Source organism: Oricola sp. (assembly GCF_965230365.1).
Classification (GTDB): Bacteria; Pseudomonadota; Alphaproteobacteria; order Rhizobiales; family Rhizobiaceae; genus Oricola.
The window spans coordinates 2250731-2273987 of the sequence record NZ_OZ246003.1; the positions used below are offsets into that span (position 1 = coordinate 2250731).

Below are 23257 nucleotides of genomic sequence, written 5' to 3' on the forward strand. Positions count from 1 at the left end.
CGGATGTCCGGCGCCTCTTTTTGTTCTGACTGATCTTGTCCAAAGCGATCAAGACATCGCCTTCTGCAGATTCTCATCGATCTTGTCGAGGAAGCCAGTCGTGGAAAGCCAAGGCTGGTCCGGGCCGATCAGCAAGGCGAGGTCCTTGGTCATGTGTCCCGATTCCACGGTTTTCACACAGACTGTTTCGAGCGTGCCGGCGAAGTTGGCGAGCGCCTCGTTGCCATCGAGCTTGGCGCGATGCGCGAGGCCGCGGGTCCAAGCGAAGATCGAAGCAATCGAATTGGTCGATGTCGCTTCGCCCTTCTGGTGCTGGCGGTAGTGGCGGGTGACTGTGCCGTGGGCCGCCTCGGCTTCCACTGTCTTGCCGTCCGGCGTCATCAGAACCGAGGTCATCAGGCCGAGTGAGCCGAAGCCCTGCGCGACCGTGTCGGACTGAACGTCGCCGTCATAGTTCTTACAGGCCCAGACATATCCGCCGGACCATTTCAGGCTGGCGGCAACCATGTCGTCGATCAGGCGATGCTCGTACCAGATCTTCGCTTCCTTGAACCGCTCTTCGAACTCGGCTTCGTAGACTTCCTGGAAAATGTCCTTGAAGCGCCCGTCATAGACCTTGAGGATGGTGTTCTTGGTCGACAGATAAACCGGGACCTTGCGCTGCAGGCCGTAGTTCAGCGAGGCGCGGGCGAAGTCGACGATCGACGCATCGAGGTTGTACATGCCCATGGCGATACCAGCGCCGGGGGCTTCGAACACCTCGTGTTCGATCTCGGTGCCGTCTTCGCCGACGAATTTCATCGTCAGCTTGCCCTTGCCGGGGAACTTGAAGTCGGTGGCGCGATACTGGTCGCCGAATGCATGACGGCCGACGATGATCGGCTGCGTCCAGCCCGGCACCAGCCGCGGCACGTTCTTGCAGATGATCGGCTCGCGGAAAATGACGCCGCCGAGAATGTTGCGGATCGTGCCGTTCGGAGAGCGCCACATCTTCTTCAGGCCGAATTCCTCGACGCGGGCCTCGTCCGGCGTGATGGTGGCGCATTTCACGCCGACGCCGTACTGCTTGATCGCGTTGGCGGCGTCGATGGTGATCTGGTCGTCGGTCTCGTCGCGCGCCTCGATGCCGAGGTCGTAGTACTTCAGGTCGATATCGAGATACGGATGGATCAGCTTGTCTTTGATGAACTGCCAGATGATTCGCGTCATTTCGTCGCCATCCAGCTCGACCACCGGGTTATCGACCTTGATTTTTGCCATTGAGATGCCTCGTTTTGGAATAGTGGCGAACGCCGACTGGGAAACTGGTTGGTGGGCCTATAGCATTGTGAACTGGCGAGGCAAAGTCATGCTCAAGGCCAATGGCCGCGCGCCAGGGATCTATGAAAAGGCGGGATTGCTGTGGAGATAGGCTTCGGCGAACTCGAACTTGCTGCCGGGACGTTTCACTACGCGCATACAGGCGGGGCGGGGCAGCCGCTGATCCTTTGCCTGCATGGTTTTCCAGAGTCCTGGTTGGCCTACGAGGCCATACTCGCGCGCTTGGGGAGTGGTGGCTACCATGCCGTCGCACCGGATCAACGCGGTTTCAACAAATCTGCGAAGCCGCAAGGCGCTGAGGCCTATCACACCCGCCACCTTGTTGCCGACATGTTCGAACTGGCGGACCGGCTTTCGCCCGACAGTCCGTTCGTCCTGATGGGCCATGACTGGGGCAGCGCGGTGGCCTATGCGATGGCGTTTTCGCGGCCAGACCGGATCAGCCACCTGATTGTCGCAAATGGCGTCCATCCTTGGTGTTTCCAGAATACGATCGTGCACAATGCCGCTCAGCGTGCGGCGAGCCAGTACATGACCCGGCTGCGGCACCACGATTCCGGACAACTCATGGCGGCAAACGACTTCGAGAGAACGCTCAACATGATGGCCAGGTTCTCAATGGCGGATTGGCTTACCACCGAGATGGGGGCCGCCTACAAGGCGCAATGGCGGTAGCCCGGCGCGTTTGAAGCGATGTTGAACTGGTATCGCGTGTCGCCGATTGTCGTACCTTCCATGGACGAGAAGGCTGTCGATGCGCCGCTGTTGCAATCTCCCGCCGATATGTTCGAGGTTCGCATGCCGCATCTTGTCGTGTGGGGCGAGGACGACGCTGCGCTGACACCGGCCTGTCTGGAAGGGTTGTCGCGGTTCGCCAACGATTTGCACGTGGTGCGGGTGGCGGGGACCGGGCACTGGATCTTGCATGAACGTCCTGAGCGCGTTTGCGGCGAGGTGCTCGCCTTTCTTGACCGGCCTGCCCATTCAGCCCATTGAGGCGCACAAGCACATCCGCTTCGACAATCCGCATTCGAGTATTCATGGCAGGCACAGACAAACACAGGCAAATGATTGCCGAGGGACCGACGGTCGTGTTGGTGGAACCCCAACTCGGCGAGAACATCGGAATGGTCGCGCGCGCCATGGCGAATTTCGGCCTGGCCGATCTCAGACTCGTGTCGCCGCGCGATGGCTGGCCGAACGAAAAGGCTCAGGCCGCGGCCTCCGGCGCGGTTCATGTCATCGAGGATGCGCAAGTCTTCGAGACTGTGGCCGATGCGTTGCAAGACATGCATTACGTGATTGCCACGACCGCGCGAGAGCGGGAGGGGTTCAAGACCGTTCTCGGTCCGGTCGAGGCAGCCGCGAACCTCCGCAAGCACCATGCAGCCGAGTTGCCGACCGCGATGCTGTTCGGCCGGGAGCGTTTCGGGCTCTACAACGAGGAGGTCGGGCTCGCCGATGACATCGTCACCTTCCCGGTGAATCCGGCGTTTGCGTCGCTGAACCTGGCCCAGGCTGTCCTTTTGATGAGCTATGAGTGGATGAAATCCGGCCTGAAGGAAGCGCATCAGACGCCGTTTGCCGGGCCTGAATTCCATCCGGCCTCGAAGCAGGAGCTTTACGGCATGTTCGATCAACTGGAGCAGGCGCTCGAAAGCCGTGGCTATTTCCGGCCGCCGGAGCGCAAGCCGGTGCAATTGGAGAACATCCGCGCGCTGTTCACGCGGGCTTCCCTGTCGGCGGAGGAAATCAGGGTGTTGCGTGGCATCGTTTCCAGCCTTGACCGTTTTTCGCCGTCGCATCCGCGTGGGGCCGGGTCGCCGGGTGATGATCCGCGCCGCGTTTCGGCCGGTGGAAAACGCAGCAAACCGCCCGAACGCAAAAGGCCTGAAAGTGGCTGACGAAACGGCACCCACCGCGTTGTTCCTCGACAGCGGTATCGGCGGCCTTGGCGTGTTGCGTGAGGCTCGCATTCTCATGCCGAACTGGCGCTTTGTCTATGTGGCTGACGATGACGCGTTTCCGTTTGGCGCGTGGGAGGAACCGGCACTTCTGGATCACCTGACCCGATTGTTCGCCAACCTGCTCGACACTTATAAGCCGGATCTGGCTGTGATTGCCTGCAACACCGCCTCGACACTCGCCATCGATCATCTGAGAGCCGCGTTTCCCGGCCGGATCTTCGTGGGGACCGTTCCCGCGATCAAGCCTGCCGCCGAGCGCACGTGCTCCGGACTGGTCTCGGTGCTGGCGACGCCGGGGACGGTAAAGCGGCAATACACGCGCGAACTGATCCGGCAATACGCGCGAAAATGCCACGTGCGCCTCGTCGGCAGCGACAAGTTGGCGGCAATGGCCGAGACCTACATGCAAGGCGAGATGGTGGACGAGGAGGCAGTACGCGCCGAGATCGCACCATGCTTTCTGGAAGAAGACGGACGGCGCACAGACATAGTCGTGCTTGCATGCACGCATTACCCGTTCTTGGTGAACAGGTTCCGCAAGACCGCGCCCTGGCCGGTGGACTGGATCGATCCGGCCGAGGCTATCGCGCGTCGGGTCAAGTCGCTGGCCGATCCACTGGACATCGCCGGCGCGGACAGCGCCGGAGTGTCGGATGTCGCTCTTTTCACCAGCAATCAGCCGTCTGAAGGCAGCCGTCGCTTGCTGAAAGGGTTCGGATTTCATCACATTGGGGTGGCGGTCGAGGGGGTGCTATGACAGCCGTGGGACGGAAGATCCTGGTGACCGGCGGGGCGGGGTTTCTCGGATCGCATCTTTGCGCGCGGCTGCTGTTGCTCGGCGAAAGCGTGATCTGCGTCGACAATCTGTCTACCGGCAAGCGGGCCAATCTCGGCGATCTTCAGACCAACCCGCGGTTTTCCTTCGTGGAGGCGGATATCTGCGACGCCTTCGATTTCGATGTCGATGCCATCTACAATCTCGCCTCACGGGCGTCTCCGCAGCACTACCAGGCAGATCCCATCGCCACCATGAAAACCAATGTTCTGGGCGCGCTGAACTGCCTTGAGCTTGCACATCGTTGCAACGCGCGCGTTCTGCAGGCGTCCACGTCGGAAGTCTACGGCGATCCGGAGGTGCACCCCCAGCCGGAGAGTTATCGCGGCAGCGTCAATCCCAACGGGCCGCGCGCATGTTACGACGAGGGCAAACGCGCCGCTGAGACGCTGTTCAGCGATTTCCGCCGCTCGCGCGGGACGCGCATCCGTATCGCCCGGATTTTCAACACCTACGGACCGAATATGTCGGCCGGTGACGGGCGGGTCGTTCCGAACTTTATCGTGCAGGCATTGAACGGCGAGCCGCTGACGGTTTATGGCGACGGAAAGCAGACGCGCTCGTTTTGCTATTGCGACGATCTGATCGACGGGTTGATCTCGTTGATGGAGGCCGGTGATGACGTCGATTTCCCGGTCAATCTGGGCAATCCGATCGAGTACTCGATGTTGGAATTGGCCGACCTGGTGATCGAAATGACCGGTTCGAACTCCAGCATCGTATTTCACCCGTTGCCGGTCGATGACCCCACGGTCCGAAAGCCTGATATCGCGTTGGCCAGGCAGGCCCTGAACTGGCGACCGACGATCGGATTGCGCGACGGGCTGGCGCGCACGATCCGGTCCTTCGGCGGTGATGAGGCGTATCCGATGGCTGGATAGTCTGGCGCCGCTTGATGCTTTGACCAGGTGTCGGCTCAAGCCGCCTTTGCATGTTCTGCGCCACCGCGCAGTGCACCGGTGATTATTTCGGCGGCGCGCAGGGTTTCTGAGGCGAACGTCATGCTTCGGGCGAAGACCTGTCCATTTCGGGCGATCTCTTCTGCAGGGCCGGGATTGCTGCGCACCCAATCGACTTGCCTGGCGAGATCGGACATGTCGGATCGCACCGGAACGTAGTGTTCCCACGGTTTCAGGCTGTCATAATACCACTGGCGAAAACCGAATTGGGTGCCGACTTTCAATACGCAGCAGCCGAAGTGCATGCGTGCCAGCATGTTGCTCCAGGTGTTCGTCCAACCGTCGATGTCGATTGCAAATTTGTCGTTGATCCAGTCGGTCTCCGGTATCCTCGCGGCCTTGTATCCGTGCTGCTCGAACACTCTATTCAACCAAACCGTTCCGGAATCCACGAAGCCGACGTCGACGTTGGCGATCTGTCGGGCGATCATGAGAAATCGCAGGCGCTGGAGCACCGTCGGATCGTACATCGCTTCATTCGAGAAGGAAATCCGACCCTGGCTGTAGTAGTTGCCGCGCCATCGAATGACCGGCGAACGCTCACTCCAAGGCCGCGCTTCGCTCTCCGAAAGTGCGCGATATGCCTCGAATCCGCGAAACGAGAAGAAATAGGGGTCGGGCAGGAGAATTTGGGCCGGATCCGCACTGCTTGGCGCGAACATGGCAGCGGACGGGAACTCACCGTCCGACATGTTGACCGTGATGCGTTCGATTTCGCGGGGGCAATGGACCAGCCAGTAGAGATATGGCGCGATCTTGCCCATCACATGGTTCACCAGCAAATCGGGCTCCGGACCGCTGAAATCGACGGCGAGCTTGCCGGTTTTTTCCCGCGTGAATGTCGCATCCAGGGGACACGCTCCCGATCGCGAGAAGCTCAGCTTGGGTCGGTCCAGTCTGACATCTGCCTGGCGTAGCGAACTGGCGAAGCCGTCGTACAACAGGCTCTTGATTCTCCTGTTACGTCTCCAGCGACGGTTTTTCTCTCGCAGTTTCATGCGCGACTCCGATAGTTGGCCCGGCGCTCGCCGGCAAGACAGGCCGCGGCGAATTTACAGGAGTATTGAGTGTTGCTGCGTAAACAATCCCGATCTGGGCGGGCGCGCATTTGTGCACCGGGCGGTGCAGCGCAGTCCGTCTGGAGGTTTGGCACCGGCGGGTGATCGTCATCGGCTTGGCGACCGCGCGGCGGTTGGCGAACGAGCGCAAGTCGAACCCGTTGACAGGTATAACCGGATCGCCTATTGACCGCGTAGTGCAGGGTCTTCGGCCCTGCATTTTTATTGACGTATCCCGTGGATGGACCCGCAATGCGTGCGCGGATCATCCTGTCAGCCGACGGAAATGGTCGGCAAAGGAGGGTGCGTTTCCTTCACCTGGAACCGCAAGTTTCGGGAATAACCAATTGAAAGGAAATGCGATGAGCAAGCGCGAATCGTCCAAATACAAAATCGACCGCCGTATGGGCGAGAACATCTGGGGACGTCCGAAGTCTCCGGTCAATCGCCGAGAATATGGCCCCGGGCAGCATGGACAGCGCCGCAAGGGCAAGCTGTCGGACTTCGGCGTGCAGCTGCGCGCGAAGCAGAAGCTGAAGGGCTACTATGGCGATATCTCCGAAAAGCAGTTCCGCCGCACCTACGAGGAAGCCTCGCGCCGTCGTGGTGATACGCCGGATCTCCTGATTGGCCTGCTTGAGAGCCGGCTGGATGCGCTTGTCTACCGGGCCAAGTTCGTACCGACGATCTTCGCCGCCCGCCAGTTCGTCAACCACGGCCACATCAAGGTCAATGGCAAGCGCGTGAACATCCCGTCCTACCGCTGCCGCGTCGGCGATGTGATCGAGATCCGAGAAAAGTCGAAGCAACTGGCTATCGTGCTGGAATCGACGCAGCTTGCCGAACGCGATGTGCCTGACTACGTCGAAGCCGACCACAACAAAATGGTCGCGACATTCGCTCGGGTGCCGTCGCTGGGCGATGTGCCGTATGCGGTGCAGATGGAACCGAACCTGGTCGTCGAGTTCTATTCGCGATAAGCGCGCATTCCATGTGTATGGGCTGGGCCGTCCCGACATTCGGGGCGGCTTTTGTTTTTCGGAAGTGATACCGGATAATTGCGCCATCCAAGCGATGGCGGGGCATTGAAGGAGTGGACAATGGCGCGAGCTTGTCCGTTATGTGGGAGCACTGGGCAAGAGACCGTTTCGACCAGGGATCGGCGCGGTAATCCACTTCACACAGTTCTCTGCTCCGGTTGCGGGATCATCACCAACGAACCCATTCCCGATGAACAGGAACTCGCGGCATTTTATCGCGAACGGTATCGTCGCCAGTACAAACAGGCGGCAACTCCGCGAAAACGACAGGTGTGGCGAAACTTCGGTCACGCTCATTATCATGTCGCAACCAATCGCACATTCTTCGAGGGCCGCCAGCGCTGTCTGGACATGGGCTCGGGAAGCGGCGAATTTCTGTTCATGATCAATGCGCTCGGCGGCGACGGAATTGGAATAGAGCCGGATGAGGAATACGCGTCCTATTGCCGGGACACGCTCGGCCTCGACATACGTGTTCAAACACTGGAAGAGGCGAAGTTCGCGCCGGGAACTTTCGACTTCATTCGCCTGTCCCACGTCCTGGAACACATGCGCGACCCGGTCGGATCGCTCAAGATACTCGCCGATTGGTTGACCGACGACGGGGTGATCAGCATCGAAGTACCGAACATCGAAGCCGAAGCCCACGCAAAGCTGAAGGGCCGGATGTTCCATTTCGCCCACGTGTTCAACTTCAATCCCTACACATTGCGGTTGGCGGCCAATCTTGCGGGATTGAGAGAACTGCCGGATTCGCAAAAGCGATTGGGAAAGTACACCTTCGGCTTCTTCGCCAAGGGCGAGTACGATGACACAATGCTAGAGAAGGGACCGGCTAACGCGGTGATCATGCGGGAGGCAATGGCAGGGCACAACTCACGGCTGGTCCCGGCGCCCAGGGGAAGTTCGGCGTTTGCGCGCTTCATCCAGATCAATCGCGTGCGTATTCGTGAGATGCTGGCGGCGCGCAGGTTCCGGACACACCGTGAGATTGCCGACCATTTTGCGACGCTATTGCGGTAACGATCATGGAGACGGTGCGCCAAGAAACGGATAGTAAAGACCCGCAAGGCGAATTCCAGCATCCGCTGTTCGCGGCCTCTCCATCATCAGTAGAGTTCAACAAGCTGCGTAAGCGGCTGGTGCGCAGCATACGCCAGGCGATCGAGGATTTCGCCATGGTCAAACCGGGAGAACGATGGTTGGTCGGCCTTTCGGGCGGCAAAGATTCCTTCGGTCTCTTGGCATTGCTATCCGACCTTCAATGGCGGGGGCTACTGCCGGTTGAACTGCTGGCCTGTAATCTCGATCAGGGCCAACCCAACTTCCCTAAACACATTCTTCCGGAGTGGCTGGAGACGAACGGATTTCGTCACCGCATCGAGTATCAGGACACCTATTCGGTCGTCACCGGCAAGATCCCGGAGAACCGGACATACTGCTCACTCTGCTCGCGCTTGCGGCGCGGGCACCTCTATCGCATCGCGCGCGAGGAGGGGTGTTCCGCGTTGGTGCTTGGGCATCACCGTGAGGACATTCTCGAGACATTCTTCTTGAACCTGTTCCACGGCGGGCGTCTGGCATCCATGCCGCCGAAACTGCTGAACGACGAAGGCGATGTACTCGTACTTCGACCGATGGCCTACTGTGCCGAAGCCGATCTCGAGAAATTCGCGACCGCGATGGATTTTCCGATCATCCCCTGCGACTTGTGTGGTTCCCAGGACGGTCTGCAGAGAAACGCCATGAAGGCGATGCTGGCCGATATCGAGGCCCGCATGCCGGGCCGCAAGGATACTATGATCCGGGCGTTGAAGACGGTGCGTCCGAGCCACCTTCTCGATCGCTCCCTCTTCGACTTTAAAAGCCTCGCACCGGCGACGCGGTCAGCAAGCCGCTAGGCAGCGGTGGCTTCTGCTTCGGCGTTCGACCAGAATTCGCCTACGGCATCGAGGTCGAAGCCGCGCACAATACCAACAGTATCCAATTTCGGCTCATCCGGCTCCCGCCGCATCAGCCTCATGGGCCGGCTGTCTGCTGTACCGAGGTGCCGAACAGCCTGCCGCGCTCAGCGATTGCCACGAAGCCAAGCGCGATCGCCGACAGGACGAAGAAGCCGGCAACCAGCGGGATCACGGTGCCGTTGAAAGCCTGGCCAACCATCGCGCCGACGATGCCGCCAACGACCGTCTGGGCGAAACCGAGTACCGACGCGGCGGTGCCGGCAATCTTGCCGAGCGGCTCCATGGCGATCGCGTTCAGGTTTGCGGCGATCAGCCCGAACAGGGGCATGACCAGCCCGTTTGTCAGCAGTAACGCCCAAAGTGGCGCATAGCCGGTCATGAACACGATGCATGCGATCAGGCTGACGACGATTTTAATGACAAGCGCGCCGTGCGCCAACCGGCGCATCCCGAGCCGCTCAACGGCGCGCGAATTGAGGAAAGAGGCGACGGCCATCAACACGGAGACAGACGAGAATGCCAGCGGAAACGCTGCGCCGAGGCCATAGACATCGACGAAAATCGGTTGCGCAAGGCTGAGAAAGCCGAAGAGCGAGCCGAAATAGAACGCCGTGGCGAGTGTGTAGAAGAACGAGACCCTGTTGGAGATCACCAACCCGAAACCTTGCACGACGGCCCGCAATGACAGATCCCGGCGATTGGCCGGGGCAAGGGTCTCCTGCAGTCGCATCGCGCTCCATACCGTAACAATCAATGAAAGCAGGGTCATGAATCCGAAAATGTTTCCCCAGGGCGCGACCAGAATAATGGCCTGGCCGACAAGCGGGGCAAGGACTGGCGCCGCCAAGAAAATCATCATCACGAGCGACATGGTGGCCGCCATGGCGCGGCCGGAATGGGTATCGCGCACGGCCGCAAGCGCAATGACGCGTGTCCCGGCGACACCGGCGCCTTGCAGAAAGCGCAATACGAGCAGCGTCGTGAAATCCGGCGCGAAAGGCGCCGCCGCCGCGCAGACCGTGAACAGCGCAAGGCCGGCGAACAGCGGCGGTCTACGACCGAACCGGTCGGTTACCGGTCCAAAAAAAAGCTGGGCGCTTCCGAAGCCGAGCACATAGGACAAAATGATGTACTGGATCGCATTTCCTTCGATCCCGAAATCGGCAGCGATGTTCGGGAATGCCGGCAGCATGATGTCGATGGAAAGCGCATTCAACGCCATCAGCGCTCCCATCAGCGCGATGAACTCGGCGCGCGGGATCGTCAGTTGTGTTGTAGGGCCTTGCATCGGCGAGGTCTTTCAAAGCGTTGTTCCGCCGCTGCGGTACCGCGGCGTGCCGGACCAGGAAGCAGCAGCGTCGATCAAATGGCGGCGCGCGTCCGGCTGACTTGCCGGAACACGGATCGCCGAACCGAGTCAATGAAAAAGCGCGCCTTAGCGCGCGTCGTTCCATTCGATCCAGCGACCGTGGAAGTCGACGCGGGCAAGCTCGATGGTCCGTCCGTCGTCGGACGCGCCCGACCATGTCGTCAGGCTGAGCGCGGCGCTGCCCTTCGTTTCGTCCGGTTCCATTCGCAACCAAGCCAACGGAGCGTTTGGAGCAATGCGGTTGCCTGCTTCGGCAAGCAAATCCGCGATACGACGCTGTTCTGTCGCCGGCATGTACTGCCACATGATGGAATGGAACACGACATGAAGTGTGTCCGGTTCGCTCTGCGACAGACGTTGCTCGATCCATCGGGCGGCAGTTTCCGCTTCCACCTGCGGTGGATAATCGGTTGCTATGGCCAACGCACCGGCGAGACGGTCGAGGCGCGCCGGCTGATCCGCCCAGACATAGGCCATCAGCCGTTCGCGGTTCTGGCGTTCCGAAATCAGGACGGGAGCGATATCGCATCCGGCGTGATCCAACACCGCGATGTCGCGTGTTGCAGGCGGATTGCCGCTTCGCCACTCGCATGCCAACGCGACAGGCGAATCGGGCTCGCCCCATTGCCAATTTCCGTAGTCGTAGAAGTACCGGTTCCAGTTCTGGTTGAGGCCGGCGCTGGAGCCGAGTTCGGACATGACCATCGGCATGTCAAACCGTGCGGCGAGAAGCAGATAACCCGGCAACAGGACGGCCGAGCGTGCAGTCTCGTTGGTTTGCGGTGGGCCATCGAGAAAGCGATCGACATGAGCCGAATGGGTATCCACGGCAGCTGCGATCGCAATGGCCAAGTCATCGTCGGTCACTTCATCCGGGGGATAGAAGGGAGTGAGCTCGGGCGCGGTGCCGGTCAGAACGAGGTGATGGAGAGCGCCCGCAAACCGCAGTGCCAGCGCATCGTCACGCGCCAGCGCGCTGTCGCCCCATTGCGACAGCCTTGCATATATCGGTCCGTCCGGCAGGCCATGCTCGGCCGCAATACGGCAAAGGGCCGCGGTGAACGGCGACCCCAATCTCTCGCAGGCATCGGCTTGCGCGAGAAACTCAGACGCGATTTCGCCCGGCAGTTTCTGCAACCGCGGGGCGGGCGTGGTTGTCAGGCTGCACCTTTCGCGACAATGCCCTTCTCATCGAAGTGGCCCTGCAACTCGCCGGCCTGGAACATCTCGCGGATGATATCGCAGCCGCCGACGAACTCTCCCTTGACGTAGAGCTGCGGGATTGTCGGCCAGTTGGAGTAGTCCTTGATACCCTGACGAATATCATCGTCGGCCAGGACATTGACGCCCTTGTATTCAACGCCGAGGTAATCGAGAATTTGCACGACCTGGCCCGAAAAGCCGCATTGCGGAAAGCCGGGGGTGCCCTTCATGAAGAGAACGACATCGTTCGACTTTACTTCCTGGTCGATGAATTCGTTGATTCCACTCATTTCCTGTTTCCTTTCGCTGCCGGATTCAAGGGCCGGTGAGAAGTGATGATGCGCCAGGCGGCGCGGAGTATTCGAATATCGGCTACCAGAAGCAGAAGGATACAAACAACAAGGGCGAGCATTGCCATCGGCTAATTCTCCTCACTCCGGTGCGCTGGTTTGCAGGGCGAGTGCATGCAGGACGCCGCCCATATTGCCCTGAAGCGCCTGATAGACCATTTGATGCTGCTGGACACGCGACTTGCCACGAAAGCTTTCGGAGACGACTTCGGCGGCATAATGGTCGCCGTCGCCGGCCAGGTCGCGGATCGTGACGGTCGCGTCGGGAATCGCGTCCTTGATCATTTTCTCGATATCGGCGGCGTTCATCGGCATTCGGGCGATCTCCTATTCGGCGGCTTCCCGACGTTCGGTTGTTTCCATAAAGGCCGGGAACCACGCCTCGTGCATGTCGGCCATCTGCTTCACAGATATGGCGACCGGCACGGGTGCCGTCAATGTCAGCGCATCGCCGCCGGCATCGCCAAGACGGCGAAACGGAACGCCCGCCCCCTCCGCATTCAACGCGAAGAAATGTGCATTGTCAGGCTGGACAGCAACGATGTAGCGGCCCTGGTCCTCGCCGAACAAAAGCGCGTGCGCATTGCCGGTGTCGCCCGCATCGATGGTCGCGCCAAGGCCCGAGGCGATGCACATCTCGGCCATGGCGACAATCAAACCGCCGTCAGAAATGTCGTGGCAGGCGGTGACCTGCTGGTTGCGAATGGCCGAGCGCACGAAGTCGCCATTGCGCCGCTCACAGTACAGATCGACCGGCGGTGGCGGACCGTCGGTGCGGTCGTTGATGACGCGGTTGTAGATCGACTGGCCGAGATGACTTCCATCGCCGCCAAGAAGAAATAGGACATCTCTTTCCCGCATGGTCGAAACCCGCGCCATTGCGGCCCAATCGGGCAGTAGGCCGACCCCGGCAATGGTTGGCGTCGGCAAGATCGCTTCGCCGTTGGTCTCGTTGTAAAGGGATACGTTGCCCGACACGATGGGGAAACCAAGCGCCGTGCATGCTTCGCCGATGCCTTCGATGGCGCGCACCAACTGTCCCATGATCTCAGGCCGTTCGGGATTGCCGAAGTTCAGATTGTCGGTGGCCGCTAGCGGTTCGGCACCGACTGCGGAAAGGTTACGCCAGCATTCGGCAACGGCCTGCTTGCCGCCCTCATAGGGGTCTGCCTCGCAATAGCGCGGCGTGACATCGGACGAAAAGGCGAGGGCCTTGGTTTCATGACCGTCGACGCGAACCACGCCTGCGTCGCCGCCCGGCAGCTGCAGAGAATTGCCCTGGATCAGGGTGTCATACTGCTCCCAAACCCACCGTCGCGATGCCATGTTCGGCGATCCGAGGATGCGCAGGACCGCGTCCGTATAGTCCTCCGGCTCGGCAAACTGGGTGGCGTCCATTTCGTGATAGAGTGCTGGTGTCATCCAGGGGCGGTCATATTCCGGCGCTTCGTCGCCAAGCTCCTTGATCGGCAGGTTGGCGACTTCCTCGCCCTGATGAAGAATGCGGAAACGCAGATCGTCGGTGGTCTTGCCGACGATGGCAAAATCGAGACCCCATTTGGCGAAGATGGCTTTTGCTTCGGCCTCCTTTTCAGGCCGCAGCACCATGAGCATGCGCTCCTGGCTTTCCGAAAGCATCATCTCGTAGGCCGACATGCGGTCTTCGCGAACCGGAACGCGGTCGAGATCCAGCTCGATGCCGAGGTCGCCCTTGGCACCCATCTCGACGGCCGAACAGGTCAGTCCGGCCGCGCCCATGTCCTGGATCGCGATGACGGCGCCCGACGCCATCAATTCCAGGCAGGCTTCCAGCAGGCATTTTTCGGTGAACGGGTCGCCAACCTGAACAGTCGGACGTTTTTCGTCGATGTCGTCGCCGAATTCGGCCGACGCCATGGTCGCGCCGCCGACGCCGTCGCGTCCGGTCTTGGCGCCGAGATAGACGACCGGCAGGCCCACACCTTCGGCCTTGGAGTAGAAGATCGCATCCGTTTTTGCGATGCCGGCGGCAAACGCGTTGACGAGGCAATTGCCGTTGTAGCGGGCATCGAACTCGACCTCGCCACCGACCGTGGGGACGCCGAAGGAGTTTCCGTATCCGCCAACACCGGAGACTACGCCGGCAACCAGATGACCGGTCTTGGGATGGTCGGGCTCGCCGAAGCGGAGCGCATTCATGGCAGCGACCGGACGGGCCCCCATGGTGAAGACATCGCGCAGGATACCGCCCACACCTGTCGCCGCGCCCTGATAAGGCTCAATGTAGGAGGGGTGGTTGTGGCTTTCCATCTTGAAGACGACACAGTCGCCATCGCCGATATCAACGACGCCGGCATTTTCGCCCGGACCCTGGATGACCTGCGGCCCGGTCGTGGGAAGGGTTTTCAGCCACTTCTTCGACGACTTGTAGGAACAGTGCTCGTTCCACATGGCCGACCAGATGCCGAGTTCGGTGAAGGTCGGTTCGCGGCCGGTCAGTTCAACAATGCGGTCGTACTCGTCGGGTGTAATGCCATGGGCCTCGACAAGTTCTGGCGTGATCTGGACGGTATTGGGGATGGTCATGGGCGCTGTGTAGTGCAGTTCTGACCGGTTTTGAAGTCGCGGCTGTTTGTCATAAAGCCGCGCCTGCCGGTTTCCACAGTCTTAGCGGGCGCCGAGGTAGGTCCAGCCGCGCAGCAGCGCTTCCATAGGGCCGCGGCTGAAGCGGGTGCGCCAGAGGCTGCAGAACACGATCGAGATGAATGCGATCAAAAATGCAATCGCGATGCTGCCAGCGGCACCGACCTCGCCGAAGAGGCCCAGACCATAGCCATTGAAAACAACGGAGAACAAAAGGCTTTGAAGCAGATAGGCCGTAAGCGTGGCCGTGCCGCCACGCGCGAAGAATGTCTTGACCGGGCCGGCCGGCCCTTCGGCCCACCTGGCCATGAGGCCGATGTAACCCGCGCTCGCAAACGGGCTGAACAGCGTGATCAGGAACATGCCGAACACAAGCGCCGGATCCAGGAAATCGTCGGCGCCAAGAATGACCCATGCGCCGGCGATGCTGCCGGCCAGGCCGACAGGCAGGTAGAGACGGCGCGCCCGTCGCCAGATCGGGTCGGACGGATTGGCAATTGCGCCGTGGCGCACCGCAGCGAGGCCGAACAAGAAGAACGAAAAGGCACCAAAGCCTTGCATCAAGAGGCTGTAGGGCAAAATCTGCGTCCACTCTTCAATGCGCAAGGCAACGGTTTCAGCGAATGTGCCGCCGCCGAAGACCGCAAAGGCCAGTTCGTCGCTCTGCTGGGTTTCGCGTACCGCAGCTGCCATCTCCTCGGGCGCGTATTCGTAGCCAAGCCAGACGATGCCGGCCATGCCGCCCATGACCAACACCTGGACGACATAGATCCCGATGGCCCAGCGAACGAGGGTTCTTTCGCTGGCCCGGCGAAACAGGAACAGGATCGAGCCAAGGATCGCATACATGATCAGTATATCGCCTTGGTACAGCAGGGCGACGTGAAGAACGCCGAGGATGAGCAGACCGAGAATGCGACGCCAGTATTGGCCGGCAAAGGCAGTGCCGCGCCGTTCGGCGGACCTTATCTGGTAGGCAAAACCGACGCCGAACATGAATGAGAACAGCGTGTAGGCCTTGAGGAGAAAGAGGGCGTTGACGAGGAAATACGCGCCCTTGTCGAGGCCGGTCTCCAGTCCGCCGCCATAGTAAGCGGTCATGGCCGGCCAGGAGAGGGCTGCGACATTGACGAGCGCAATGCCGAACAGTGCGTAAGCACGGGTGAGATCCGGCAGAATCTGGCGACCGGTGGCGGCGTTTTCATTCTGGTAGTTCATGGACGGCGCTCCGGTGGTCTCGTCAGCCAATCGCCACTGGCGTCAGTAAACTATAACCTTAGGGAATATGTGCGTCCTAGAGTATCCGGCCCGGTGCGGCAACGGCTTATCGGACTTTATGGCTCCCGGCGCGCGATAGGCCGGTCCGACAGGATCACTCCAGAGAATCAAAACCCAATCCGGGCGAGGACAACAAGTCGGCGACGATGCCAAGGCCACGTTCAAGTTCCTGCCAATCGAGCGAACCGCTAAGCGCGACCCGGATGTTCGGGCAACTGTAGCCAAGCGAGCCGATTTTGTATTCGTCGGCGCCTTCCACGGTCACGCCAGATTCCTGCGCGGCCTTGCAGAACGTTCCCGGTAGCCAGGGTTCGGGCAGGGTGACCCAGACATAAGGACAATCCGGATCGCTCCTGATGACCACCTCCGGATGGCTATCGGACAGAATGTCGACCGCGAGGTCGACCCGTTCGGCGATATCGGCGCACACTCTGTCGCGGATGAGCGCCGCGGCTCCCGAAATGATCAGGCGGGCCGACGTTTCCTCCAGGGCGAACGGCCCGCCGCCCGTCAATAGGCGATGGGCGGTTGCGATCCGCGTGGTAAAGCCAGGCGGGCAGGCGACCCACCCAGTGCGCAGGCCAGCGGCGACCGATTTCGACATCCCGTCAATCAGGAAGGTGCGTTCGGGCGCCATGCTTGCGATCTGTGCCGGGCGGTCTCCCTTCAGGCCGCCATAGATATTGTCCTCAATGATCCAGACATTGTACTTGCGCGCGATCTCGACAATCCGCCGGCGGTTCTCGGCCGGGATCGTTCCGAGCGTCGGATTGTTGAGGGTCGCGACGAGCACAACCGCCTTGGGATGCTGCTGGGCGCAGACATGTTCGAAATCATCCGGATCGATGCCCTGCGCGGTCGATTTGACCCGCGCGATGCGGCGGCCGACCATCGAAACGGCGCGCGCCGTGGCCGCGAAGGTCAACTCCTCGAAGGCGATCCGGTCGCCGGTCGCCGAGATCGCCTGGATGACGGCCATGATGCCGGAATGAACGCCGATCGTCGGGATGACATTCAATTTGTCTGGGCGCCAATCCTTGTGCGACAGCCATGTCGCGCCGGCTTCCTGCCAGTATTCCGGAATGAAGCGGATGTAATCGATGGTCGAATAGCCGCTGTCGGAGAAAACCTCCTGAAGCGTACGGTCGATAATGTCGCGCTGCCCGACATCGAGCGCCGCTGTCGAGGTCATGGAGATCTGCTGACTGCCGGGCGCGCGCTTTTCCATCGCCCCGATGATCGGAATGTGCGTACCGGGTTGGAGACGATTTTCACCGGATTTCCTGTCGAGAACAAAGGTTCCGCGCCCGATCTCGCCCGAAACCAGGCCGCGTTCGCGGACAATGGAATATGCGCGGCTAACCGTGCCGACTGTCACGCCAAGGTCGAAGGCGAGGTTCCTCTGCGGGGGGAGTTTCGAGCCAATCGGCAGCTCGCCGGATTCGATGCCGGTCTCGATGCTCCGCGCCAGTTTGGCGTAGAGCGGGCCGTTGCCGGGGTTCAGGTCGGGAAGCCAAGTTGTCATGGTGACAATTCTTATATTGTATCAATAATGGTGTCAATGTATCGGTTGCGCATCGGGGCACACCAACTAGGAAAGGGTCACAAGATGGTGTCAATTGATACAATGAAGATGAATGGCCCTGTGCGCATTGGCGACAGGACCTTTGCCAGCATCGGTACGGTGCCGCTCGGAATCTGGATTAAGATTTTCGCTGCGGCAATGCGCGCCCGAATGGTGAAGCAGAAGAGCCGACGACATCTACGCGAGCTGACCGACGATCAGCTGACGGATATCGGTGTCACCCGTCAACAGGCGTGGCGCGAGGCCGATAAACCGTTCTGGTACTACGACAACTCAAGAATCAACCGATTCTAGCAGCCGGTCTTGCCGGCGGACCATGCGATCACGTCATCGTTGATACGCGCGGAAACACCGGCGGATGCCAGCGGCCCGTAGGTGGTGATCTTCACCGGGTCACCGCTGGCTTCGATCACAAGTTTGGGCAGCCCGCCGCCTTTGCCTCTCCCCACAACAAGCAGGCGCGGGTTGCCCACCCCCGTATCCAGTTCAGGAATGACCGACAGGGCGCGAAACTGCCGCGAGCCAGAGCGTATCCAGCATTTCTGAGCGTTTTCGTTGACCGTGGCGAGAATCGAACGCGGGCTGGTCGTATCGACCTCTACGATCAGCGGTCCGCCGATGCGTTCGCCTCCGCTGCAACTGGCAAGCGCCAGTGCGGCGCCGAAAATGAAGGCAAGTACGGCAGAAGGTGGGCACTTGATGGTCATGCCGCCCCGGCGTTCTGCAGGGCGGTCTCAAGCGCGCTTTTGAAGATCGGGCGTCCATCCTCGCCGCCATGCGCGGCTTCGATCAGGTTTTCGGGATGTGGCATCATGCCTAGCACATTGCCGTTTTCGTTGATGATGCCAGCGATGTCTTCCATCGAACCGTTCGGATTTGTGCCTTCCGCGTAGCGAAATACGACACGGTTCTCGCCGTTCAGCCGCTTCAGCGTTTCCGCGTCGGCAAAGTAATTGCCATCGTGATGGGCGACCGGGCAATCGATGATCTGGCCGGTTGTGTAGCCGCGTGTGAACACCGTATTGGCATTGACGACCTCGAGCCTGACCTTGCGGCACACGAATTTCAGCGACGCGTTGCGCATCAATGCGCCGGGCAACATGCCCGCCTCAAGCAGGATCTGGAAACCGTTGCACACGCCGATGACACGCACGCCCGCTTCGGCCCTGCGGCGCAATGCATCCATGACCGGCATGCGTGCAGCAATGGCGCCGCAGCGGAGGTAGTCGCCAAAGGAGAACCCGCCGGGAATGACGATCAGATCAACGTCCGGGATCTCGGTATCGGTCTGCCAAACAGTGGCGGGCGGCGTCCCACCAATCTTGGTGAGCGCGGCGATCATGTCGCGGTCGCGATTGAGCCCGGGCAGCAGGATGACGGCTGATTTCATGGAACTGTCGGTTATCGGTGGCGAAAAAGGCTGCGCGGTTCATAGCCGAAGTGGGCGACAATGACGAGGGGCTTGCCAGACAATCCCCCGCCAGTTGGCGACACGCCTATTCGGCGGATGCCAGCATGCCGTTTCGCTGGCGGCTACCCGGTGTGCCGGGGAGATGCGCCCAGGCTGGACGCTCGAATAGGAAGATGCCGATGCCAAGCCGCTTGACGAGCATATAGAACACCACGCAGGCGACGATGGAGCCAAACAGCACCGCGCAGCTGAGCAGGCTCGTATCCGTGAAGCCCAGTCGCATGGCGACGATACGAATGCCCGACATCGGCAGCGTGAATGCCAGATAGATGACCAGCGAATGCGCACCGATCCAGCGCAGCCATCCCATGAAGGGCAGTTTGAGCAGCAGGGCGCTTGCGATACATAACGCCACAGCCCCGATGACGGCCAGCGCCAGGTGCAGCGGCGGGAAGGCGGCGTATCCCATCTGCATGTCCAGCGGCAGCGTCTTTCCATCCGGCCAGAACACCAGATAGGCCTCAACAATCGCCCAAACGGCAAGGCCGGCAACGGCAAGGGCAGGGCGGGCGACAGCGCGCTCGACGATCCGAAAGACATGCGGCGCGGCGGCGTAGCCGAGATAGAAGAATACGAAATGGGCGCAGAACTGCGTGACGACGTAGCTTGGCGTGTCGATCGGCGCGAGTTGCAAACCGGCGGCTACGGCAAGCACCAGCCAATGCGGCGCCCGGAATTGCCAGGCAAGCTTGGCGACCGCGCTGAACACGGCCAGCATGTAGATGAACCACAGCACGCCATAGGGTTGCACCAGTGCCGTGGCCAAGCCGGCCAGCATGCCGCCGACATCCTGACCGGCGATGCCGACCTTCAACACGATGTTGATGGCCGCCCACACGGCGTAGAAATAGAAGTAATGCAGGATGCGCCGGTCGCCATAGGCCTTCCAGTTACGACCGATCACGCGGGCCAGAAACAGGCCGGAGATCAGGAAGAATTCCGGCATGCGGAACGGCGTTGCGAAACCGACCGCATAGTGCAACACGCCGATCTCGCCGGTGTATTTGCCCACATTGTGGGCGGCATACATCATGACGACCAGAATGATCGAGATGCCCTTGGCGGCATCGACCCAGTCGTGTCTTTGTGTTGCGGCCATTCGGATTCGCCCAATGCTGCACTCAGGCCAAGCATAATAGGCGATTGTTCGTCGAAACGCGGTTAATGGCGACAAAAAGCAGCCAGATATTCGCCGCTCTGGTTAACGCAGCGGCATTCGGGCCGCTACAACAACTCGACTGCGAAGTCCTCGATCACGGTATTGGCGAGCAGTTTTTCGCACATGGCGTTCAACTCTCCTGTGGCCTTCTTGCGGTCGTCACCATCCAGCTCGATATCGAAGACCTTGCCCTGGCGCACCTCGCCGACGCCGGCAAATCCGAGCGTCGAAAGTGCACCTTCAATGGCCTTGCCTTGCGGGTCAAGCACGCCTTCCTTGAGCGTGACCGTCACGCGTGCCCTGATCATCGATACACCGCTCCTTACTTGACGAGTACCGGGCCCTTGGGGCGCGGTCCGTCGTTTTCGTTCATGATGCCGAGCCGGCGGGCGACTTCCTGATAGGCCTCCACCAGACCGCCCATGTCGCGCCGATAGCGGTCCTTGTCGAGCTTCTCGGAAGTCTTGACGTCCCACAACCGGCAACTGTCCGGCGAAATCTCGTCGGCGACGACGATGCGCATCATGTCGCCTTCGAAAAGCCGGCCGCATTCGATCTTGAAATCGACCAGTTGCACGCCGATGCCGAGAAACAGGCCAGACAGGAAATCGTTGACACGGATCGCCAGCGCCATGATGTCGTCGATTTCCTGCGGGCTGGCCCAGCCGAACGCCGTGATGTGCTCTTCGGAGACCATCGGATCGTCCAGCGCATCGGCCTTGTAGTAGAACTCGATGATCGAACGCGGCAGCACCGTACCTTCCTCAAGGCCGAGACGCTTGGCGATGGAACCGGCGGCCACATTGCGCACGACGATTTCGAGCGGGATGATCTCGACTTCGCGGATCAACTGCTCGCGCATGTTCAGGCGCTTGATGAAATGCGTCGGTATGCCGATGCGGTTGAGATGCACGAAGATATGCTCGCTGATACGGTTGTTGAGGACGCCCTTGCCTTCGATGACATCGTGCTTGCGCGCATTGAACGCGGTCGCGTCGTCCTTGAAGAACTGGACAAGCGTGCCCGGCTCGGGACCTTCGTACAGGATCTTCGCTTTGCCTTCGTATATTCGGCGGCGTTGTTTCATCTTGCGGTGCTCTGGGTCGTAGGAAAATGCGCAACGGGCGCTTGCTTGAACGCGCCTTTACTCCAATCGGCGGGTTTGCACAAACGCAGGGAAAGGCTTTTCCGCCGTTTTTGCGTGACCGTCGGAAATGGTCGATCCGGCGAGTTGATCTTTCCAGCGCCATTTGATTAAGACGGTCGTCACACCCATTTGAATTGGGGGCGGGGTCGCGCCCCATGTCCTGCCCAGGGAGAACACCATGTCGATGAAAGATCGCGAAGACGCTTACGAAAACAAGTTTGCGCACGACGAGGAACTTCGCTTCAAGGCCGAAGCGCGCCGTAACAAGATGCTGGGTCTTTGGGCGGCCGAAAAGCTCGGAAAGTCCGGTGACGACGCTGAGGCATACGCCAAGGAAGTGATCATCGCCGACATTGAGGAAGCCGGCGACGAAGACGTTTTCCGCAAGATCCGCAAGGACTTCGACGATGCTGGCGTCGATCAATCCGACCACCAGATCCGTCGCACAATGGACGAGATGATGGCGGAAGCGATCGAGCAGATCAAAAACGCCTGATATAAGGGCCCATGGCCGTCCACGAATACGCGCTGGCGCCGCGTCTCGCGGCGGGAGAGACCGTGCTGACGGCGTGGTCGAACCTGCCCGACCCCGGTCTTGTCGAAGCGCTTGCCGCGGGTCCGTTCGGGGCCGTGACGCTCGACATGCAGCATGGCGGCCATCATGAAGAAAGCGTTTTGTCGGGCATCGCGCCAATTGTCCGGGCCGGCAAGGCGGCAGTGGTGCGCATTCCCGTCGCGCGATACGACATGGCGTCACGCGCGCTCGATTCGGGCGCCGACGCGATAATCGCGCCGATGATAGACACCGCCGCCGATGCGCGAGCCTTTCGTGATTCGGTGAAATACCCGCCCGTCGGTAAGCGCTCATGGGGCCCGGTTTGTGGGCGGGCGCTCAGGGGCGTGGAGGGCGGCGACGCATTCCTGCACCGGGCGAATGCCGACACGCTCGCCTTCGCGATGATCGAGACAAAGGGCGCCTACGAGGCTGCTGAGGAAATCGCCGCTATCGATGGAATTGACGGCCTTTTCGTCGGGCCGGCCGACCTGACGATCGCATGGACCGGAGGAGAAACCTCGGACTTCACGACCGGGGCGATGGAGCCGATGATCGCACACCTCGCCGCAGTCGCGACGCGCGCCGGCAAGCATGCAGCCATCTATGCGGGCAGCGCGGCGCAGGCGGCGCGCTTCCTGAAGTTGGGCTACAAGCTCGTGGTGCTGGCTTCGGACATCGCGATCATCGAGGCGGGACAGGCCGCTTTCGCCGATGCCCTCGCGCGCGAGACCGCCGGCGACGCATAGGCCGCGCGCCTCATCAGATCCGTTTCATGAATTCCGCAAAGACCATCAGGCCCTCCGGCCATGGGCCGTGGCCGGACTCGGCGTTCAGATGTCCGGATTGCCCGGCATCGACCAAGAACGCGCCCCATGCAGCGGCGATATCCTCGGCTTGGGCGAACGCGGAAAAAGGATCGTTGCGGCTGGCAACCACGAAGGCCGGGAATGGCAAAGGGTCACGCGGGTAGGGACCGAAGGTCATCAGGTGACGCGGGCGCAGATCGGGATTGGCGACATCCGGCGGCGCGACGAAGAATGCGCCACGGATCGCGTCGGCCTCCGGCGTTCCAAGCGCCTGAACCGTTGCCGCGACGCCCAGCGAATGAGCGACGATGACCACCGGCCTGGTGGCTGCCGCGATCTCCTCGCGGATACGCTCCACCCAATCCTCGCGGACCGGCTTCGACCACGCCTCCTGCTCGACCCGGCGGGCCGTCGCAATGCGCGACTGCCAGCGGGTCTGCCAGTGTTCCGGCCCTGAATTTCGATAGCCCGGAACGATCAGGATTTCTGCGTCTTTGATCTTCATGCGCCGGCACGTTGTGTCTCGGGCCCGGAATGTCAATCCGCCCGCAAAGAGATTGTCGGGTTT

General features: G+C 60.8%; 26 protein-coding genes. 11 read left to right on the plus strand and 15 right to left on the minus strand.

All coding sequences use genetic code 11. The features are described 5' to 3' along the window. Positions 1 to 48: 48 nt before the first annotated feature. Positions 49 to 1260, minus strand: a complete 1212-nt coding sequence (locus tag ACO06R_RS10760; RefSeq protein WP_421849254.1) for an NADP-dependent isocitrate dehydrogenase — start codon at positions 1258 to 1260, stop codon at positions 49 to 51. 141 nt (positions 1261 to 1401) lie between these two features. Between ACO06R_RS10760 and ACO06R_RS10765 the strand changes: the two genes are divergently transcribed. From ACO06R_RS10765 to ACO06R_RS10785, 5 genes are read left to right on the plus strand one after another with little or no spacing between them, the layout of a single operon-like run. Further along, a complete protein-coding gene (locus ACO06R_RS10765; protein WP_421849257.1) occupies positions 1402 to 1995 on the plus strand; it encodes an alpha/beta fold hydrolase in 594 nt (197 codons plus the stop codon). A gap of 18 nt (positions 1996 to 2013) precedes the next feature. After that, positions 2014 to 2316 (plus strand): alpha/beta fold hydrolase, encoded by a 303-nt coding sequence (locus ACO06R_RS10770; RefSeq protein WP_421849260.1) that lies wholly within the window; start codon positions 2014 to 2016, stop codon positions 2314 to 2316. Between the two features lie 44 nt (positions 2317 to 2360). Then, on the plus strand, positions 2361 to 3224 hold the full coding sequence (locus ACO06R_RS10775) for an RNA methyltransferase (RefSeq protein ID WP_421849263.1): 864 nt from the start codon (positions 2361 to 2363) through the stop codon (positions 3222 to 3224). Next, on the plus strand, positions 3217 to 4044 hold the full coding sequence (murI, locus tag ACO06R_RS10780; protein WP_421849266.1) for a glutamate racemase: 828 nt from the start codon (positions 3217 to 3219) through the stop codon (positions 4042 to 4044). The genes ACO06R_RS10775 and murI overlap by 8 nt, the downstream gene beginning before the upstream one ends. Next, entirely contained in the window at positions 4041 to 5003 is a 963-nt protein-coding gene (locus tag ACO06R_RS10785) for a UDP-glucuronic acid decarboxylase family protein (protein ID WP_421849269.1), read from the plus strand. Before murI ends, ACO06R_RS10785 begins: the two co-directional genes overlap by 4 nt. Positions 5004 to 5038: 35 nt before the next feature. On the opposite strand, the gene ACO06R_RS10790 is transcribed toward ACO06R_RS10785, so the two are convergent. Beyond that, entirely contained in the window at positions 5039 to 6079 is a 1041-nt protein-coding gene (locus ACO06R_RS10790; protein WP_421849272.1) for a glycosyl transferase family 90, read from the minus strand. A 422-nt stretch (positions 6080 to 6501) separates the two neighbouring features. On the opposite strand from ACO06R_RS10790, the gene rpsD reads away from it, so the two are divergent. From rpsD to ttcA, 3 genes are all read left to right on the plus strand, one after another. After that, complete coding sequence (rpsD, locus tag ACO06R_RS10795; protein WP_421849275.1) at positions 6502 to 7119, plus strand: 30S ribosomal protein S4; 618 nt, start codon at positions 6502 to 6504, stop codon at positions 7117 to 7119. A 330-nt stretch (positions 7120 to 7449) separates the two neighbouring features. Next, the gene (locus ACO06R_RS10800) at positions 7450 to 8202 is read left to right on the plus strand and encodes a class I SAM-dependent methyltransferase (RefSeq protein ID WP_421849278.1); all 753 of its coding nucleotides are present in this window, start codon (positions 7450 to 7452) and stop codon (positions 8200 to 8202) included. A 5-nt stretch (positions 8203 to 8207) separates the two neighbouring features. After that, on the plus strand, positions 8208 to 9080 hold the full coding sequence (gene ttcA, locus ACO06R_RS10805) for a tRNA 2-thiocytidine(32) synthetase TtcA (RefSeq protein ID WP_421849281.1): 873 nt from the start codon (positions 8208 to 8210) through the stop codon (positions 9078 to 9080). Positions 9081 to 9198: 118 nt separating this feature from the next. On the opposite strand, the gene ACO06R_RS10810 is transcribed toward ttcA, so the two are convergent. From ACO06R_RS10810 to ACO06R_RS10840, 7 genes are all read right to left on the minus strand, one after another. Beyond that, on the minus strand, positions 9199 to 10431 hold the full coding sequence (locus ACO06R_RS10810) for a multidrug effflux MFS transporter (RefSeq protein ID WP_421849284.1): 1233 nt from the start codon (positions 10429 to 10431) through the stop codon (positions 9199 to 9201). A gap of 147 nt (positions 10432 to 10578) precedes the next feature. Then, the gene (locus ACO06R_RS10815) at positions 10579 to 11649 is read right to left on the minus strand and encodes a DUF2332 domain-containing protein (protein ID WP_421849287.1); all 1071 of its coding nucleotides are present in this window, start codon (positions 11647 to 11649) and stop codon (positions 10579 to 10581) included. Positions 11650 to 11669: 20 nt separating this feature from the next. Continuing rightward, positions 11670 to 12005 carry a Grx4 family monothiol glutaredoxin gene (grxD, locus tag ACO06R_RS10820; RefSeq protein WP_421849290.1) on the minus strand — a complete coding sequence of 112 codons (336 nt, stop codon included), beginning with the start codon at positions 12003 to 12005 and terminating at the stop codon, positions 11670 to 11672. A gap of 141 nt (positions 12006 to 12146) precedes the next feature. After that, entirely contained in the window at positions 12147 to 12380 is a 234-nt protein-coding gene (locus ACO06R_RS10825; protein WP_421849293.1) for a BolA/IbaG family iron-sulfur metabolism protein, read from the minus strand. Positions 12381 to 12392: 12 nt separating this feature from the next. After that, positions 12393 to 14630 (minus strand): phosphoribosylformylglycinamidine synthase subunit PurL, encoded by a 2238-nt coding sequence (gene purL, locus ACO06R_RS10830; protein ID WP_421849296.1) that lies wholly within the window; start codon positions 14628 to 14630, stop codon positions 12393 to 12395. 81 nt (positions 14631 to 14711) lie between these two features. Further along, positions 14712 to 15905 carry a DUF418 domain-containing protein gene (locus tag ACO06R_RS10835; RefSeq protein WP_421849299.1) on the minus strand — a complete coding sequence of 398 codons (1194 nt, stop codon included), beginning with the start codon at positions 15903 to 15905 and terminating at the stop codon, positions 14712 to 14714. Positions 15906 to 16059: 154 nt separating this feature from the next. After that, the gene (locus tag ACO06R_RS10840) at positions 16060 to 17490 is read right to left on the minus strand and encodes a PLP-dependent aminotransferase family protein (RefSeq protein WP_421849302.1); all 1431 of its coding nucleotides are present in this window, start codon (positions 17488 to 17490) and stop codon (positions 16060 to 16062) included. 84 nt (positions 17491 to 17574) lie between these two features. Here ACO06R_RS10840 and ACO06R_RS10845 point away from each other — a divergent pair, with 84 nt between their 5' ends. Further along, the gene (locus tag ACO06R_RS10845) at positions 17575 to 17844 is read left to right on the plus strand and encodes a DUF1127 domain-containing protein (protein WP_421849306.1); all 270 of its coding nucleotides are present in this window, start codon (positions 17575 to 17577) and stop codon (positions 17842 to 17844) included. On the opposite strand, the gene ACO06R_RS10850 is transcribed toward ACO06R_RS10845, so the two are convergent. The 5 genes from ACO06R_RS10850 to purC form a co-directional block, all read right to left on the minus strand. Further along, positions 17841 to 18257: a hypothetical protein gene (locus tag ACO06R_RS10850; RefSeq protein ID WP_421849309.1), complete on the minus strand. Its 417-nt coding sequence runs from the start codon at positions 18255 to 18257 to the stop codon at positions 17841 to 17843. The genes ACO06R_RS10845 and ACO06R_RS10850 overlap by 4 nt on opposite strands. Continuing rightward, the gene (purQ, locus tag ACO06R_RS10855; RefSeq protein ID WP_421849312.1) at positions 18254 to 18940 is read right to left on the minus strand and encodes a phosphoribosylformylglycinamidine synthase subunit PurQ; all 687 of its coding nucleotides are present in this window, start codon (positions 18938 to 18940) and stop codon (positions 18254 to 18256) included. The genes ACO06R_RS10850 and purQ overlap by 4 nt, the downstream gene beginning before the upstream one ends. Before the next feature lie 106 nt (positions 18941 to 19046). Continuing rightward, positions 19047 to 20120, minus strand: coding sequence for an acyltransferase family protein (locus ACO06R_RS10860; RefSeq protein ID WP_421849315.1), 1074 nt, complete (start codon positions 20118 to 20120; stop codon positions 19047 to 19049). A 125-nt stretch (positions 20121 to 20245) separates the two neighbouring features. Next, positions 20246 to 20488 carry a phosphoribosylformylglycinamidine synthase subunit PurS gene (gene purS, locus ACO06R_RS10865; protein WP_421849318.1) on the minus strand — a complete coding sequence of 81 codons (243 nt, stop codon included), beginning with the start codon at positions 20486 to 20488 and terminating at the stop codon, positions 20246 to 20248. Between the two features lie 14 nt (positions 20489 to 20502). Then, positions 20503 to 21267: a phosphoribosylaminoimidazolesuccinocarboxamide synthase gene (gene purC / locus ACO06R_RS10870; protein WP_421849321.1), complete on the minus strand. Its 765-nt coding sequence runs from the start codon at positions 21265 to 21267 to the stop codon at positions 20503 to 20505. Positions 21268 to 21505: 238 nt separating this feature from the next. Between purC and ACO06R_RS10875 the strand changes: the two genes are divergently transcribed. Together ACO06R_RS10875 and ACO06R_RS10880 are read left to right on the plus strand one after the other, a co-directional pair. Further along, positions 21506 to 21823 carry a DUF1476 domain-containing protein gene (locus tag ACO06R_RS10875; protein ID WP_421849324.1) on the plus strand — a complete coding sequence of 106 codons (318 nt, stop codon included), beginning with the start codon at positions 21506 to 21508 and terminating at the stop codon, positions 21821 to 21823. A gap of 11 nt (positions 21824 to 21834) precedes the next feature. Continuing rightward, on the plus strand, positions 21835 to 22629 hold the full coding sequence (locus ACO06R_RS10880; protein ID WP_421849328.1) for an HpcH/HpaI aldolase family protein: 795 nt from the start codon (positions 21835 to 21837) through the stop codon (positions 22627 to 22629). 13 nt (positions 22630 to 22642) lie between these two features. Here the strand turns inward: ACO06R_RS10880 and ACO06R_RS10885 are convergent, their stop codons facing one another. Further along, on the minus strand, positions 22643 to 23194 hold the full coding sequence (locus tag ACO06R_RS10885) for an RBBP9/YdeN family alpha/beta hydrolase (protein WP_421849331.1): 552 nt from the start codon (positions 23192 to 23194) through the stop codon (positions 22643 to 22645). Positions 23195 to 23257 lie beyond the last annotated feature (63 nt).

Bases quoted from the DNA above. Each gene is read 5' to 3' on its own strand.
- purS (WP_421849318.1), bottom strand. From the start codon at position 20,488: ATGATCAGGGCACGCGTGACGGTCACGCTCAAGGAAGGCGTGCTTGAC.
- ACO06R_RS10875 (WP_421849324.1), top strand. From the start codon at position 21,506: ATGTCGATGAAAGATCGCGAAGACGCTTACGAAAACAAGTTTGCGCAC.
- ACO06R_RS10845 (WP_421849306.1), top strand. From the start codon at position 17,575: ATGGTGTCAATTGATACAATGAAGATGAATGGCCCTGTGCGCATTGGC.
- ttcA (WP_421849281.1), top strand. From the start codon at position 8,208: ATGGAGACGGTGCGCCAAGAAACGGATAGTAAAGACCCGCAAGGCGAA.
- ACO06R_RS10760 (WP_421849254.1), bottom strand. From the start codon at position 1,260: ATGGCAAAAATCAAGGTCGATAACCCGGTGGTCGAGCTGGATGGCGAC.
- rpsD (WP_421849275.1), top strand. From the start codon at position 6,502: ATGAGCAAGCGCGAATCGTCCAAATACAAAATCGACCGCCGTATGGGC.
- ACO06R_RS10885 (WP_421849331.1), bottom strand. From the start codon at position 23,194: ATGAAGATCAAAGACGCAGAAATCCTGATCGTTCCGGGCTATCGAAAT.
- ACO06R_RS10770 (WP_421849260.1), top strand. From the start codon at position 2,014: ATGTTGAACTGGTATCGCGTGTCGCCGATTGTCGTACCTTCCATGGAC.
- ACO06R_RS10880 (WP_421849328.1), top strand. From the start codon at position 21,835: ATGGCCGTCCACGAATACGCGCTGGCGCCGCGTCTCGCGGCGGGAGAG.
- ACO06R_RS10835 (WP_421849299.1), bottom strand. From the start codon at position 15,905: ATGAACTACCAGAATGAAAACGCCGCCACCGGTCGCCAGATTCTGCCG.
- ACO06R_RS10785 (WP_421849269.1), top strand. From the start codon at position 4,041: ATGACAGCCGTGGGACGGAAGATCCTGGTGACCGGCGGGGCGGGGTTT.
- purL (WP_421849296.1), bottom strand. From the start codon at position 14,630: ATGACCATCCCCAATACCGTCCAGATCACGCCAGAACTTGTCGAGGCC.
- ACO06R_RS10790 (WP_421849272.1), bottom strand. From the start codon at position 6,079: ATGAAACTGCGAGAGAAAAACCGTCGCTGGAGACGTAACAGGAGAATC.
- ACO06R_RS10825 (WP_421849293.1), bottom strand. From the start codon at position 12,380: ATGCCGATGAACGCCGCCGATATCGAGAAAATGATCAAGGACGCGATT.
- purQ (WP_421849312.1), bottom strand. From the start codon at position 18,940: ATGAAATCAGCCGTCATCCTGCTGCCCGGGCTCAATCGCGACCGCGAC.
- ACO06R_RS10860 (WP_421849315.1), bottom strand. From the start codon at position 20,120: ATGGCCGCAACACAAAGACACGACTGGGTCGATGCCGCCAAGGGCATC.
- grxD (WP_421849290.1), bottom strand. From the start codon at position 12,005: ATGAGTGGAATCAACGAATTCATCGACCAGGAAGTAAAGTCGAACGAT.
- ACO06R_RS10840 (WP_421849302.1), bottom strand. From the start codon at position 17,490: ATGACAACTTGGCTTCCCGACCTGAACCCCGGCAACGGCCCGCTCTAC.
- ACO06R_RS10810 (WP_421849284.1), bottom strand. From the start codon at position 10,431: ATGCAAGGCCCTACAACACAACTGACGATCCCGCGCGCCGAGTTCATC.
- ACO06R_RS10850 (WP_421849309.1), bottom strand. From the start codon at position 18,257: ATGACCATCAAGTGCCCACCTTCTGCCGTACTTGCCTTCATTTTCGGC.
- ACO06R_RS10775 (WP_421849263.1), top strand. From the start codon at position 2,361: ATGGCAGGCACAGACAAACACAGGCAAATGATTGCCGAGGGACCGACG.
- purC (WP_421849321.1), bottom strand. From the start codon at position 21,267: ATGAAACAACGCCGCCGAATATACGAAGGCAAAGCGAAGATCCTGTAC.